The following is a 14966-nucleotide window of genomic DNA, read 5'->3' on the forward strand; positions in this document are numbered from 1 at the left end:
GTGATGCCGCGGGCCGCCGGGGGGCAGTGACAGGCGATGGGTAAGGCACAGCCACTGGATTGCACTGCTGCCGCCCACCGCCGGGGTCAGCCGGACGGCGGGCGACGGTAAAACGGTCAGGAACGGTAGTCGGCGTTGATCGTCACGTACTCGTGCGAGAAGTCGCAGGTGTAGACGGTGTCGCTGACCTGGCCGCGGCCCAGCGCGATGCGGACCGTGATCTCGGCCTGCTTCATGACGCGTTGGCCATCGGCTTCCTGGTAGTCGGGGTTGCGGCCGCCATCGCGCGCCACCAGCACGTCGTCCAGCCACAGGCGGATGCGCGACACGTCCAGGTCGTCGATGCCGGCGTAGCCGACGGCGGCCAGGATGCGGCCCAGGTTGGGGTCCGACGCGAAGAAGGCGGTCTTGACCAGCGGCGAGTGCGCCACGGCGTAGGCCACCTTCAGGGCTTCTTCGGTGTTGCCGGCTTCTTCGACGCGCACCGTCATGAACTTGGTGGCGCCTTCGGCGTCGCGCACGATCTTCTGCGCCAGTTCCAGGGCAGCGGCCGACAGGGCCTCGCGCACGGCGACGTAGGCGGCGTCGGTTTCGGCGTTGATTTCCACGCCCGACTTGCCGGTGGCGGCAATGATGAACGAGTCGTTGGTGGAGGTGTCGCCGTCAACCGTGATGCGGTTGAACGAGGCGTCGGCGATTTCGACGGCCAGCTTGCGCAAGAGCGGCTGGGCGATGCCGGCGTCGGTGGCCAGGAAGCTGAGCATGGTCGCCATGTTGGGGCGGATCATGCCGGCGCCCTTGCTGATGCCGGTGAAGGTGACGGTCTTGCCGGCGATCTGGACGCGGCGCGACGAGATCTTGGGCAGGGTGTCGGTGGTCATGATGCCGTGCGCGGCGCTGGACCAGTGGTCGGCGGCCAGGTCGGCGATAGCGCCGGGCAGGCCGGCGAACAGGCGATCCAGGGGCAGCGGTTCGAGAATCACGCCGGTCGAGAACGGCAGCACCTGTTCGGCGGGCACACCCAGCAGGCGGCCGAGTTCGACGCAGGTGTCCTGGGCCTTCTTCAGGCCTTCGGCGCCGGTGCCGGCGTTGGCATTGCCGGTGTTGATGACCAGGGCGCTGATCGGGCCGCCGGCGGCCAGGTGGGCCTGGCAGACCTGCACGGGCGCGGCGCAGAAGCGGTTGCGCGTGAACACGCCGGCAACGCTGGTGCCTTCGGCCAGGCGGAAAACCGTCAGGTCGCGTCGGTTGGCTTTGCGGATGCCGGCCTCGGTGACGCCGATTTCTACGCCGGCAACAGGGAAAATTTCGGACTCGGAGGGGATCAGCAGGTTAACGGCCATGACTTCGTCTCATGAATGAGAAGGACGGAATCGCCGCCTGGGCCAGGCGGCGCGCGGGGGGGAAAGCTTCGTATTATCCCACTGCTTTGCGACAGGCAGCGGCGGGCGGCGCAACGCCGGCGGTCAGGGGGCGGTCCGCATGGCGGCCACGTCCAGCACGCCGGCGTCGCGGTTGGACAGGATGCCGCGCACGGTGCCGTCCGGCGCCTGCAGCACCGACATGCCGGCGGCGATCTCCTTGCCGTCGGCCTGGCGCGCCGAGCGGCCGCGCGAGGGCGAAAACAGCAGGTCGCCGGCCTGCACGCCGGGCACGCGCGGGCCGGCGGTCAGCATGCGGGTGCCGGTGGGGTAGGTGATGCCGCCCAGTGCGCTTTCGCGCGCCAGCAGGCCTTCGAATGCCAGCAGGCGGCGCTGGGCGTCCAGCGTCATGTCCACCTTCAAGAGCGGCATGCCGGCTACGGTCAGGGGCTCGCTGCCTTCGGCGCTGAGCCGCCAGCGCGGCGCCGGGCTGGCCGGGTCGGGGGCGCTGGCGCGGGCGGCCTCGTCGACCTTGATCCAGGCGCCGGCCGGCACCGGCTGCTGGTTCAGGGTGTTGCCGATGGCCAGGTGGCAGCTGGCAAATCGGGGCTGGCCGCCCAGCATCACGAATTCCAGGCGGTGGCCGTGGGCGCAGAGCCAGCCGTCCTGGGCCTGGTCGCGGGCGATCTCGACCGACAGGGTTTCGGGCTGGCGGGCGGTGGCCGGGTAATGGAACAGGCGGGTCGCGCTGACGCCCTGCACCGAGGCCAGGTGGCCCTCTGGAAAGGTGGCGCGGTCGAACGAGCCGGGGTCGCCCGGGGTGGTGACGCGCAGTACCGTCCCGGCGGGCATGTCCACGCCGGCCAGCCGGGTGGGCTGGGGCAGCGTCATGTTCAGGCTGGCGTCCTGGCGGGCGTCGCGCTGGGCGGCCAGCCACAGGCTCAGTTGCTGGTAGGGGAAGATGGCGCCGATGCTGGCCAGCAGCGCCATCAGGATCGCGCCGCCGCGCCGGTGTTCGCCCAGCCACAGCCTGGCGCCGCGGCTGGTGGCCAGCACGGCCAGCCAGGTCAGCAGCGTGGACAGGCAGGCCAGCGAGACCACCATCATCACGTAGAAATTACCGCCAGGAAGAGATACCGGAATCATGGCGGCAATTATGCGCCAAACCGATGGCGTTTTCCGGCGCGGGCGGGGGGAAAACCGCCGGCCGCAAACGGTTGGCCGGACGGCGCCTGCCGCCCGAGGCCGTCGCCTAGTCCTTGGCCGCGGCCGAACGCGTGGCCACCACCTGCAGCTTCAGCTCGCCCAGCGCCTGAAAAAGCGCGTTGCGGCTGCCTTCGGGCAGCTCGCCGAACATGGATTTCACCCACGACTCGTGCGCCCGCGCCATCCTGGCGAAGCTCTTCTTGCCCTGCGGCGTCAGTTTGATGAGCGAGCTGCGGCGGTCGGATTCGACCTTGGTGCGCACCACCAGGCCTTCTTTTTCGAGCTGGTCGGTGATGCCGGTGATATTGCCGTTGGTCACCATCATGTGGCGCGACAGTTCGCCCATCTTCATGCCCTTGGGGGCGCGCTGCAGTTGCGCCATCAGGTCGAAACGGGGCAGGGTGGTGTCGAACTCGTTGCGCAGCCGGCTGCGGATCTCGCCTTCGATGAGATTGGCGCAGGTCAGCATGCGCAGCCACAGGCGCAGCGCATGGTGGTCGTCGGGCGCGGCGCGGGATTCCAGGTCGGGAGCGTCTGTCATGGTCGGGAAGGTTACCGGGAATACAGGGTGAAGGGCGGTTTTCGACGGGCGGATTTCTTGAGTATCCGCCGGATGTCGGGTAATGTCCGCGCGGGGCTGGTGAAAACCCTAGACTTGTTTTGGCGAATACTTTAAACCTAAACTATGAACCACGCCAGTTCTCCCCATGCCGCATCACGGGATCGGCTGCTGCGGGCGCCGGTCTGACGGCCGCCTAACCAGGCCGGCAGGCCGGGCATAGAAGTCCTTCGAATCGCAATTCCAAAAAAACACCCTCTGCGCGGCTCGCGCACGGAGCACACCACCATGCGTTTGATCACTTCCCTCGTTGCCGCCGCCGCGCTGGTTCCGGCACTGGCCTGCGCCGACCCGGTCAAGGTCGGCATCGCCAACGATATTTCCGGCCCGTTCTCGGCGTTGGGCGCCGAAGCCCGCGACGGCTTCAACCTGGCCATCAAGCAGCTGGGCAGCAAGCTGGGCGGCCAGCCCGCCGAATTCCTGCAGACCGACATGGGCGGCAACCCCGACCAGGCCCGCCAGCTGGTCACGCGCTACATCCAGCGCGACAAGGTCGATTTCTTCACCGGCCCGATCGGCTCGAACGTGGCGCTGGCCGTCGGCCCCGCGCTGTTCGCCGCCAAGGTGCCGTACCTGTCGAACAACCCGGGCCCCAGCCAGTTCGCCGGCGCCCAGTGCAATAACTACTGGTTCGGCTCGTCGTACCAGAACGACGCCTTCCACGAAGCCGCCGGCAAGGTCGCCGCCGACCGCGGCTTCAAGAAGATGTTCATCATGGCCCCGGACTACCCGGCGGGCAAGGATGCGCTGACCGGCTTCAAGCGCGGCTACAAGACCGCCCCGGGCGACGAGGTCTACACCAAGCTCGGCCAGATCGACTACGCCGCCGAGATTGCCCAGATCCGCGCCGCCAAGCCGGACGCCGTCTACATCTTCCTGCCGGGCGGCATGGGCATCAATTTCGTCAAGCAATTCGTCTCGGCCGGCCTGTCGCAAAGCGTCAAGCTGATCGGCCCGGGCTTCTCGGCCGACGAAGACGTGATCCAGGCCGTGGGCGAACCCATGCTGGGCATGTACAACACCGCGCAGTGGGCGCATGACCTGGACGTGCCGCAGAACAAGGCCTTCGTCGAGGCCTTCCGCAAGGAATACAACGGCCGCTACCCGTCGGTGTACGCCGCCCAGGCCTATGACGTCATCATGGCCATGGACGCCGCCGTCAAGCAGGCCGGCGGCAAGGCCGCCGACCGCGAGGCCATCGTCAAGGCGCTGGAAAAGGCCGACTACCCCTCGGTGCGCGGCAGCTACACCTACGGCAAGAACCACTACCCGATCCAGGCCTACTACCTGCGCGTCGTCGACAAGGACGCCAGCGGCCGCATCACCAACAAGCTGGTGGGCAAGGTCTTCGACAAGTATCAAGACGTCTACGTCGGCGACTGCAAGCTCTGACGCTCGCAAACGACAAACGATAAGGCTCTGCCCCGCGGGGTCGCACGGAGCCGGCTTTGCCGGTCCGTCGCGACGCCCCCTTGAGGGGGAAGCGCGCAGCGCTTCGGGGGTGGGAAGACCAGAGGGGATTTTTTCATGACGTTCACGCTCATCGTCGAGCAATTGCTGAACGGTCTGCAGTTTGGGTTGATGTTGTTTCTGATCGCGGCCGGGCTGACCCTGGTGTTCGGCATCATGGACATCATGAATCTGGCGCACGGCTCGCTCTATATGGCAGGCGCCTATGTCGCCGCCGAAACCATGCAGCGCACGGGGTCGTTCACGGCCGCGGTGCTGGTCGCGGCGGTCGCCACCGGCCTGGTCGGGGTGGCGCTGGAACTCACGCTGATCCGCCGCCTGGCGCTGCGCGATCACCTGGCCCAGGTGCTGGGCACCTACGCCGTCATCCTCATCGCCAATGACCTGGTCAAGATGATCTGGGGCCCGGCCCCCGTCATGCTCAACATGCCCGCCATGCTGTCCGGCCCGGTGCGGCTTTTGCCCGACCTGCTCTATCCCGCCTACCGCCTGATGATCATCGTCTTCGGCGTGGCCTCGGCCGTGGGCTTGTACTGGTTCGTCACGCGCACCCGCGCCGGCGTGCTGGTGCGGGCCGGCGCCTCGAACCGCCAGATGGCCACGCTGATGGGCGTGCGCGTGCCGCTGTTGTTCCTGGGCGTATTCGTGCTGGGCGCCATGCTGGCGGCCGTGGCCGGCGCGCTGCTCGGGCCGATCACCTCGGTGCAGGTCGGCATGGGTGAGGAAATCCTCATCCTGGTGCTGGTGTGCATCGTCATCGGCGGCATCGGCTCGATCCGCGGCGCCTTTGTCGGGGCGCTGCTGGTGGGCATGGTGGACACCGCCGGGCGGGCCTTCCTGCCGATGCTGCTGCGCCAGGTGTTCTCGCCTGCCGTGGCTTCCAGCGTCGGCCCCACGCTGGCCGCGATCGCCATCTATGTATTGATGGCGGCGGTCCTGGTGTTCCGGCCTTCCGGCCTGTTTCCGGCGCGAGGCTGAGCATGCGGATGTCTTCGACTCTCTGGACCCTGGCCCTGCTGGCCCTGCTGGCGGTGTTTCCGCTGGTGGCGCCGGCGCTGGGCCTGGACTTCTATATTTCTTTCGTGCGCCGCGTGCTGATCTACGCGCTGGCCGCGACCAGCCTGAACCTGATCCTGGGCTATGGCGGCATGGTGGCGCTGGGCCACGCGGCCTTTTTCGGCGCAGGCGCCTACGCGGTGGGCATCCTGGCGATGTCGGGCGTGACCTCGGCGCTGGTGTCCTGGCCGGTGGCGATGGCGCTGGCCGGCCTGCTGGCCTGCATCACCGGCGCGATCTCGCTGCGCACCCGCGGTGTGTACTTCATCATGATCACGCTGGCGTTTGCCCAGATGCTGTTCTACATCTTCATCTCGCTGCGCCAGTATGGCGGTGAAGACGGCCTGAACCTGCCCGGCTATTCCACGCTGCCCGGCATCGACCTGGCCAACGACGTGTCGTTCTATTACCTGGTGCTGGCGCTGTTCGCGGTGGCGATGTGGCTGTTCGGCCGGGTGGTGGCCTCGCGCTTCGGCACGGCGCTGCAAGGCATCCGCGAAAACGAATCGCGCATGGAATCGCTGGGTTATCCCGTCTACCGCATCAAGCTCACGGCGTTCACGTTGAGCGGCGCGGCGGCCGGGCTGGCGGGCGCGCTGCTGGCCAACCACAACCTGTTCATCTCGCCCAGCCTCATGCACTGGACCCAGTCGGCCAACCTGCTGATCATGGTGCTGGTGGGCGGCATCGGCCTGCGCTACGGCGGCGTGGCGGGTGCGGTGGTGATGCTGGTGCTGGAAGAAGTGCTGCGCCAATGGACCGAATACTGGCACCTGCCGCTGGGCGTGCTGCTGCTGTGCGTGGTGTTCGGCGCGCCGCGCGGCCTGGTGGGCCTGTTCGGTCCGCTGTTCGGCGGCGGCAAGGCGGCATCAACCGGCAAGGCGGGATCATGAGTCAACCCCAATCCCCATCTCAGTCCAGTACGCCTGCCTTGCAGGCCAGCAACCTGGTGCGCCGCTTTGGCGCGCTGGTGGCCACCGACAATGTCTCGATCTCGCTGAACCCGGGCGAGATCCATGCCCTGATCGGGCCCAACGGCGCCGGCAAGTCCACGCTGATCCACCTGCTGTCGGGCACGCTGGCGGCCGATTCCGGCACGCTGGCCGTGGGCGGGCGCGACGTCACGGCCATGAACGCGCACCAGCGCGTGGCGGCGGGCCTGTCGCGTTCGTACCAGATCACCAACATCTTCAAGCAGTCCAGCGTGCTGGACAACCTGGTGCTGGCCGTGCAGGCGCACGCCGGCAGCAGCTTCCGTTTCTGGCGGCCGCGCGCCGCCGAAGCGGCCCTGTACGAGCAGGCCCGCGAACTGGCGCACGAATGCGCCATCGCCCCGGCCCTGCTGGACCGCGCCGCCGGCACGCTGCCGCACGGCGAGCAGCGCAAGGTGGAATTCGCGCTGGCCCTGGCCGCCCGGCCCAGCGTGCTGCTGCTGGACGAACCCATGGCCGGCATGGGGCCCGACGAGACCCTGCGCCTGACCGAACTGATCGAAGCCCTGCGCGGCCGCGCCGCGATGCTGCTGGTCGAACACGACATGCAGGCCGTGTTCCGGCTGGCCGACCGCATTTCGGTGCTGGTCTATGGCCGGGTGATCGCCACCGGCACGCCCGACGAAATCCGCGCCAATCCGGACGTGCGCCAGGCCTACCTGGGCGACGACGAGACGGCGCCCGCGCGCCAGGAGACAGCGTGATGCTCAGCATTGAATCGGCCCAGAGCGGCTACGGCGCCAGCCAGGTGCTGTTCGGCGTGGACCTGCAGATCGGCGCCGGCCAGGTGGTGACCTTGCTGGGCCGCAACGGCATGGGCAAGACCACGCTGTTGCGCACGCTGTTCGGGCAACTGCCGCTGCGCGGCGGCAAGATCAGCTTCGCCGGCCAGGACATCAGCGGCTGGAGCCCCGACCGCATTGCGCGCACCGGCATGGCGATCGTGCCCGAAGGGCGCCAGTGCTTTCCCAACCTGACCGTGCGCGAACACCTGACGGCCTTCGTGGCCGCGCGCAACCCGTCCATTGGCGAACCCTGGACACCCGAACGCGTGTTCGAGCTGTTTCCACGCCTGGGCGAACGCGCCCGCAACATGGGCAACCAGCTGTCGGGCGGCGAACAGCAGATGCTGGCCATTGGCCGCGCGCTGGTCACCAACCCGCGGCTGTTGATCCTGGACGAGGCCACCGAGGGCCTGGCGCCCAAGATCCGCGAGGAAATCTGGCATTGCCTGGCGCGCCTGCGGCAGGCCGGCCAGACGATCCTGGTGATCGACAAATACGTCGAACGCCTGCTCAGCCTGGCTGACCGCCATGTCATCCTGGAACGCGGCAAGGTGGTCTGGAACGGTGACTCCGCCGCGCTGGACGCCGACCGCGGCCTGTGGGAACGCTACCTGGGCGTGTAGCGCGAAAGCCGCAGCCCCGATGCGGGTGGCGGCTTTTCTTTCGATATAAAACGCAATAAACGCACGGATCGGCGCAGCCTGCGCGAAACAGGCTGACCTTTGGCAAATTCGCGCGTTTACGCCTGTTTCAATTCATCCCGCTGTTCTCTACACTTAGCGCGCCGTGCGATCCCGCGTGGATGCGTCACGTCTCAAACAGGGCCCAGCGTCTCAACAGGCCCGGACTGTCAGGAAGACTTCGCATGGCGAAATGGGGTTTGCGCAAAAAATCATTGATGGCGCTGTTGCTGGCGTGCCTGGTCGCTCTGGCGCCGGCCGCGCTGATAGGATGGCAGGTGCTGGACGGGGTCCGCGACCACTTCGGCCGCGCGTTCGCCGACAATTTCACTCAACTGAACCGCCAGCGCATCCTGGCGCCGGTGTCGCGCGAACTGGCGCTGTCGCAGCGCCTGGCCGACAGCGAAGTCACGCGCCGCTGGCTGCGCAATGAAAGCGATCCGGCCGCGCGCGAGCTGTTCTTCCGCGAAGCCGATGGGTACCGGCGCGACCTGCTGGGCCGCGCCTACTTCATCGCCAGCGCCGCCACCGGCCACTATTACTTCAACGATGACCAGCCCCTGTCCGAGGCGCCGCGCTACACGCTCAGCCGCGAGGCCGCCGACGACGGCTGGTTCTACAGCACGCTCAAGTCGCCCAACCGCTACAACATCAACGTCAATCCCGACCTGAAGCTCAAGACCACGCGGGTCTGGATCAACGTGCAGGTGCGCGACGGCGACAAGGTCATCGGCCTGACCGGCGCCGGCCTGGACGTGGGCGGCTTCCTGCGCGACTTCGTCAATAGCGGCCAGCCGGGCGTCACCCCCATCATCGTCGACGAAGATGGCGCGATCCAGGCGCACATGGACCCCACCCTGATCGCCTACAACTCGGGCGCGGGCGGGGCCGGCGGCAAGGACGGCCGCGGCATGGTGTTCAACCTGCTGGACGCCGGGCACGGCCGCGACGAACTGCGCGCGGCCCTGCACGCCGCCCAGGCCGACCCGCAATCGGTGCAATCCGCCTGGGTCACCCTCGACGGGGTGCGCCAGCTGGTGTCGGTGGCCTACATGCCCGAATTGCGCTGGCACGTGCTGACCGTGGTGGACCTGGGCGCTGCCCGGGTGCTGGATACCGACTGGCTGTGGCCCGCGGCAATCGGCCTGGTGCTGCTGTTCGCCGCGCTGCTGCTGTGCTTCGGCTATGCCATTGAACGCCTGATGCTGCGGCCGTTGCGCCGCCTGCAGCAGTCCGCCCGTGCCATCGCCAACGGCAGCTACGACGTGCGCCTGCCGCCGGGCGGGCAGGACGAGATCGGCGACCTGAGCCGCGCCTTCGGCGTAATGGCCGACAAGGTGCGCCAGCACACCGCCGAACTCGAGACCAAGGTGCGCGAACGTACCTCCGCACTGGAAGACGCCAACCGCGCCATGGCCGCCGCTCACAAGAAGATCGGCGATTCCATCGACTACGCCAGCCTGATCCAGCGCGCCATCCTGCCCGACCGCCAACTGACCCAGTCGCTGGGCGCGCATCACTTCGTGCTGTGGAAGCCGCGCGACGTGGTGGGCGGCGATTTCTATGTGTTCCGCTCCGATGGCAACAATTGCCTGCTCGGCATCATGGACTGCGCCGGCCACGGCGTGCCCGGCGCGCTGATGACCATGCTGGCCCGCGCGGCCATCGACCTGGCCATCACCGAGGCCGGGCCGGCCGACCCGGCGGGCATCCTGGCGCGTACCGACAGCGCGATCCGGGCCATGCTTGCGGATGCGCAACTGCCCCGTGCCCTGGCCACCAATACGGACGCGGGCCTGGTATATATTGACCGCGAATCCGGCAGCTTGCGGTATGCCGGCGCCAAGATCAGCCTGTATGCCAGCGACGGCCAGACCCTGCGCGAAGTGCCCGGAGGCAAGCGCGCGCTGGGCGACAAGCGCACGGGGGTTTACCAGAACATCGAGCTGCGCATGGAACCCGGCTGGACGTACTACCTGGCCACCGACGGCTTCCTGGACCAGGCGGGCGGCGAGCACGGCTTCGGTTTCGGCAACACGCGTTTCGCCGAAATGCTCAAGAGACACGCGCAGCAGCCGTTAACCGAACAGGCGGCCGCTTTTTCCGAGGCCTTGGCCCAGTATCAAGGCGGACGGCCGCAGCGCGATGACATTACCTTGCTGTCTTTCCGTTTCGAATAATCGTTATCAGGGCGGTAACTCCCATGAATGCCTCCGATCTCTACGCATTGGGCGAGCGGTTCGACCAGAACCGCACCCTGCTGTGCTTCAACGGGCCGATCTCCCGTAGCCTGATCGAGGAAATCGGCAATGCGCTGAAGAACTACCTGAATGCCGAACACGCCCGGCCGGCGGAAGCCATGGACGTGTTCTCGGTCTACATCGAGATGATCCAGAACATCCGCCAGTACGCCGCGCAGAACGGCGATGCCGATGCCGCCGCCACCGTGGTGATCGGCCGCCGTGACGAAAGCCGCTATGTGGTGTCGGCCGGCAACCTGGTCAAGGCCGAAGACGGCCGCCATCTGGTGGACCGCATCCAGCGACTGGCCGCGCTGGACAAGGCGGCCCTGAAAGCCGAATACAAGGCTCAGCTGCACAAGCCGCGCACCCCCGGCGTTGCCTCGGGCGCCGGCCTGGGGCTGATCGACATCGCGCGCCGGGCGGGCGCACCGCTGGAAGCCAGCCTGACGCCCGCGGCGGGCGAGGGCAAGGCGTTCTTCAGCCTGAGCGTCGTGATCTGACCGCCGCCTCTCCGCGCGCCCTAGACCCTTTTCGGAGTGATTGATGAAAGACCTGAATATTCCCGGGACCCAGTCCACGCCCGCCATTACCGCCGACTTCGCCGCCGGCGTGCTGGCGATGCGCGGCGATTCCTACCCCGAGAATTCCTTCGAGCTGTTCGGCCCGGTGATCGAGTGGGTCGAGACCTACCTGCAGGGCGGCGATGCGCCGCTGAACCTGGAACTTGAACTGCTGTACCTGAACACCAGCAGCATCAAGTCGGTGATGGACATCTTCGACCTGCTGGAAGCCGCCCACGGCAAGGGCCGCAGCGTCAGCGTCACCTGGTTCTACGACATGCGCAACGAGCGCGTGGGCGAACTGGCCGAGGAATTCAAGGAAGACTGCACCTTCCCGTTCTCGGTCGTCGGCCGCCAATGAAGCCCGGCAACGCCGAGCTGGACGAACGCATCGGCCGCCTGCTGGCGGATCCGGCCTACGCCGGGCATCCCCTGCGTGACGCATTGCAGGACCTGTGGCGGCACACCGCCGAGCAGATGGCGCGGATCGAACGCGTCACCCACCTGTCCGACGCCTACCAGTCCATGGCGCACCAGCGGGAAATGGGTCTGTGCGAACAGTTCGACCGGCAGTTGCGACGCCTTGCCCGTATCGCCCGTATCTCCGACCACTACCAGAGCATGATGCGCGACCTGAACGCGGCGCTGGAAGAAACCTCCAGCCGCGATCCCCTGACGGGTCTCTTGAACCGGCGCGCGCTGATGGAAATGATCAAGCAGGAAGTCCAGCGCGCCGCCCGCGGCGGCCAGGCCTTCGTCGTCGCCATGCTGGACGTGGACCACTTCAAGTCGGTCAACGACCGCTACGGTCACGAAATCGGCGACCGCGCCCTGGTCGAACTGGCCGGCGCCATGCGCAACAGCGTGCGTGAATACGACCTGTGCGGTCGCTGGGGCGGCGAGGAATTCCTGGTGCTGCTGCCCGCGACCCCGCCGGAAACGGCGCAGGGCGTGATGGACCGCCTGGTGGGCGCGGTGCGGGGATTGGCGATCAATGTCGGCGCAGACGTGCTGCGCCTGACCGTCAGCATCGGCATGGCGTATCACCAGCTCGGAGAAACTTTTTCAGAAACGCTCAGCCGGGCGGACCAGGCGCTGTACCTGGCCAAGCAGGACGGACGCGATCGCGTCGCGCTTGGATTCCCCCGGCCCTGAAATGAACCCGGAATCGCAGTCTTCCGGTATGGAGCCCCTTATGCTTGATTCTCATCCAGGTGGTTCAAGCGCGGCCCCGCAAGGCGCCGCGTGGCAGGTGGACAACTACCTGGCGTCGATGGACCGGGCACTGCTGCTGTTCGATTTCGACGCGGCCGGTTCGCTCCTGAACGCAAACGAAAACTTCCTGGCCGCCATGGGCTACGCCCAAGGCGACATCGACGGCCTGCGCCATGACCTGCTGTGCGACAGCATGGACGAAGGCAAAGGCATTGCCAGCGCCGAAAACATCTGGGCCCGGCTGCGCCGCGGCGACTTCTTTTCCGGCACCTGCCGTTACCGCAGGCAGGACGGCGGATCCCTCTGGATCGAAGCCACCTACCTGCCGATGCGCGACGACACGGGCGAGGTGCGCCGCATCTCGGTCATCTCGCGCAAGTCCATCGCCGACGCCGAGCGCCAGGAAGAAATCCGCCTGCTGCTGCTGGGCATCAACGAAACCGGCAACGCCGTGGCCGTCTCGGGCCGCGACGGCCGCATCGTCTACGTCAACGACGGTTTCCAGCGCATGCTGGGCTTTGCCCGCGGCGACGCGCTGAACCAGGAGCTGGGCGAACTGCTGGCCGGCGGGCGCCCCGACGGCGGCACCCGCGAAGAGCTCGACCGCCGCATCGCCTGCCGCGAGGGCTACCACAAGGACGTGCTGGTCTACGACCGCGGCGGCAAGCCGCTGTGGGTGTCGGTGATGGCCAATTCCGTGTTCGACGAACGCGGCTCGCTGGTCAACATCGTCGACGTGCTGACCGACATCACGCCCACCAAGGTGCACGAGGTGCTGCAGCGAAGGGTGCTGCAGGCGATGGTGAACGAGGCTTCGGTGGTGGAAGTGATGAACATGGTGTGCCGCGAGGTCGAGCGCCTGGCGCCCGAAGTCGCGGCCACGGTGCTGCGCGTGGACGAGGCCGGCAAGCTGCGGCCCCTGGCCTCGCCGAGCCTGCCGTCGGCCTACGCCGACGCCCTGGACGGCGAAGCCATCGGCCCGCAGTCCGGTGCTTGCGGCACCGCCGCCTTCCTGGGCCGCCCGGTGATCGTGCCGGACATCGCCACCGATCCGCTGTGGGACAACTACCGCCACCTGCCGCTGCCGGAAGACATCAAGGCGTGCTGGTCCTCGCCCATCAAGTCCAGCGACGGCCGCGTGATCGGCACGTTCGGCTTCTATTTCCGTGAACGCCGCCTGCCCGACGATTTCCACCACCGCCTGGTGGACGTCTGCGTCTACCTGTGCGCGCTGGCGCTGGAACGCGAAGAAGCGCGCGCCCGCATCCGCCAGCTGGCGTTCTACGACGAGCTGACGGGCCTGCCCAACCGCAATCTGCTGCTGGCCCAGGCCGAGCAGGCCATCGCGCGGGCCGAACCCGATCGCAAGCGCGTGGCGGTGCTGTTCCTGGATCTGGACCGCTTCAAACAGGTCAACGACACGCTCGGCCATCCCATCGGCGACGCACTGCTGCGCGACGTCGCCCAGCGCCTGCGCCGCCTGGCCCGCGCCACCGACATCGTCGGCCGCCTGTCGGGCGACGAGTTCGTGATGCTGATGCCCGATTTCGAGCACGGCCGCCTGACCGCCGCCGCGGAACACATCCTGGTCGCCCTGGCGCAACCGTTCGTGGTGGGCGGCGTCACGCTGAACCCGTCGGTGAGCATCGGCATCAGCGTGTTCCCGGAAAACGGTCGCGACATGGATACGCTGCTGCGCCACGCGGACATGGCGATGTACCAGGCCAAGACAGCGGGCCGCAACCGCATTTCGTTCTTCAGCGCCGAAATGAACCGCCAGGCCCAGGAACGCCTGGCCCTGGAAGCCGCCCTGCGCGACGCCCTGGAAGGCCGCGCGCTGCGGCTGCACTACCAGCCCCAGGTCGGCCTGAAGAACGGCAGCCTGTACGGGGTCGAGGCGCTGGCCCGCTGGCGCCACCCCACGCTGGGCGACATTTCCCCCGCCCGCTTCGTGCCCCTGGCCGAAGAATGCGGCCTGATCGGCGACCTGGGCGACTGGGCCGTACGCGAAGCCTGCTCGCAACTATCGACATGGCGCCACAACGGCCTGCGCGTCCCGTCGGTATCGGTGAACCTGTCAGCCACCAACTTCCACAACCTGAACCTGCCCCGCATGATCGCGGCGACCCTGGCCGAGTTCGGCCTGGCCGCGCAGGACCTGATGCTGGAAATCACGGAAGGCGTGGTCCTGGACGCCACCGCCGGCACGCTACGCACCATCGCCGAACTCCACCGCCTGGGCGTACGCCTGTCGATGGACGATTTCGGGACCGGCTATTCAAGCCTGGGACATTTGAGGCGCTTGATCGTCGATGAGCTGAAGCTGGATCGCAGTTTCGTTCAGGGGCTGGAGAGCGACGATGCGGCTCGGGCGCTGACAAGCGCTGTGATTCGAATCGGGGAGAGTCTGAGCTTGCCGGTGGTGGCCGAAGGGATCGAGAACGAGGAGCAGCGGCGGTTCTTGATCGAGCAGGGGTGTGCAGCAGGACAAGGGTTCTTGTTTTCGCCGCCGTTGCCGGCGGGAGATTTGGAGGAGTGGTTGCGGGCGCGGGGGTGATCGGTTTTTGGTGTGTAGATGTTGGTTCTTAAGCCGCGCTGGGCGGGGTGGGTGTGGGGTGGGCGGGGCTACGATTGCGGTCCGGAGCCTTCGCTCCGGACTGCCCCTTCGTCATCGTCGTTGTCGCCTTCGGCGACTGCCTTCCGATTCCCTCGGGCGCATCTAACGCCCCGCCCACCCCACACCCACCCCGCCCAGCGCTCTAGATGAGGCTTGGCATCG

General features: G+C 67.4%; 13 protein-coding genes. 10 read left to right on the forward strand and 3 right to left on the reverse strand.

Annotation, left to right across the window (positions count from 1 at the left end; genetic code table 11):
• Positions 1-116: 116 nt before the first annotated feature.
• The 3 genes from argJ to ACUDP5_RS02645 all read right to left on the reverse strand — a co-directional run bounded on the left by argJ (position 117) and on the right by ACUDP5_RS02645 (position 3108).
• A complete protein-coding gene (gene argJ / locus ACUDP5_RS02635; RefSeq protein ID WP_263915472.1) occupies positions 117-1343 on the reverse strand; it encodes a bifunctional glutamate N-acetyltransferase/amino-acid acetyltransferase ArgJ in 1227 nt (408 codons plus the stop codon).
• 123 nt (positions 1344-1466) lie between these two features.
• Positions 1467-2507, reverse strand: coding sequence for a hypothetical protein (locus tag ACUDP5_RS02640; RefSeq protein WP_263915471.1), 1041 nt, complete (start codon positions 2505-2507; stop codon positions 1467-1469).
• 106 nt (positions 2508-2613) lie between these two features.
• On the reverse strand, positions 2614-3108 hold the full coding sequence (locus ACUDP5_RS02645; RefSeq protein ID WP_263915470.1) for a MarR family winged helix-turn-helix transcriptional regulator: 495 nt from the start codon (positions 3106-3108) through the stop codon (positions 2614-2616).
• 306 nt (positions 3109-3414) lie between these two features.
• On the opposite strand from ACUDP5_RS02645, the gene ACUDP5_RS02650 reads away from it, so the two are divergent.
• From ACUDP5_RS02650 to ACUDP5_RS02695, 10 genes are all read left to right on the forward strand, one after another.
• Entirely contained in the window at positions 3415-4578 is a 1164-nt protein-coding gene (locus ACUDP5_RS02650) for an ABC transporter substrate-binding protein (RefSeq protein ID WP_445658106.1), read from the forward strand.
• Positions 4579-4713: 135 nt separating this feature from the next.
• The gene (locus ACUDP5_RS02655) at positions 4714-5634 is read left to right on the forward strand and encodes a branched-chain amino acid ABC transporter permease (protein WP_263915467.1); all 921 of its coding nucleotides are present in this window, start codon (positions 4714-4716) and stop codon (positions 5632-5634) included.
• A gap of 8 nt (positions 5635-5642) precedes the next feature.
• Positions 5643-6605: a branched-chain amino acid ABC transporter permease gene (locus ACUDP5_RS02660; protein WP_263915466.1), complete on the forward strand. Its 963-nt coding sequence runs from the start codon at positions 5643-5645 to the stop codon at positions 6603-6605.
• Positions 6602-7408 carry an ABC transporter ATP-binding protein gene (locus ACUDP5_RS02665; RefSeq protein ID WP_445658107.1) on the forward strand — a complete coding sequence of 269 codons (807 nt, stop codon included), beginning with the start codon at positions 6602-6604 and terminating at the stop codon, positions 7406-7408. The genes ACUDP5_RS02660 and ACUDP5_RS02665 overlap by 4 nt, the downstream gene beginning before the upstream one ends.
• Complete coding sequence (locus ACUDP5_RS02670; protein ID WP_025137247.1) at positions 7408-8112, forward strand: ABC transporter ATP-binding protein; 705 nt, start codon at positions 7408-7410, stop codon at positions 8110-8112. The genes ACUDP5_RS02665 and ACUDP5_RS02670 overlap by 1 nt, the downstream gene beginning before the upstream one ends.
• A gap of 242 nt (positions 8113-8354) precedes the next feature.
• Entirely contained in the window at positions 8355-10349 is a 1995-nt protein-coding gene (siaA, locus tag ACUDP5_RS02675) for a biofilm regulation protein phosphatase SiaA (protein ID WP_263915462.1), read from the forward strand.
• A gap of 23 nt (positions 10350-10372) precedes the next feature.
• Positions 10373-10912 carry a biofilm regulation protein kinase SiaB gene (gene siaB / locus ACUDP5_RS02680; protein WP_199168715.1) on the forward strand — a complete coding sequence of 180 codons (540 nt, stop codon included), beginning with the start codon at positions 10373-10375 and terminating at the stop codon, positions 10910-10912.
• Between the two features lie 43 nt (positions 10913-10955).
• Positions 10956-11333, forward strand: a complete 378-nt coding sequence (siaC, locus tag ACUDP5_RS02685; RefSeq protein ID WP_263915460.1) for a biofilm regulation phosphoprotein SiaC — start codon at positions 10956-10958, stop codon at positions 11331-11333.
• Entirely contained in the window at positions 11330-12127 is a 798-nt protein-coding gene (siaD, locus tag ACUDP5_RS02690) for a biofilm regulation diguanylate cyclase SiaD (protein ID WP_263915459.1), read from the forward strand. The genes siaC and siaD overlap by 4 nt, the downstream gene beginning before the upstream one ends.
• Before the next feature lie 40 nt (positions 12128-12167).
• Entirely contained in the window at positions 12168-14744 is a 2577-nt protein-coding gene (locus ACUDP5_RS02695; RefSeq protein WP_263915458.1) for an EAL domain-containing protein, read from the forward strand.
• Positions 14745-14966 lie beyond the last annotated feature (222 nt).

This window comes from Achromobacter sp. NCFB-sbj8-Ac1-l (assembly GCF_052695805.1).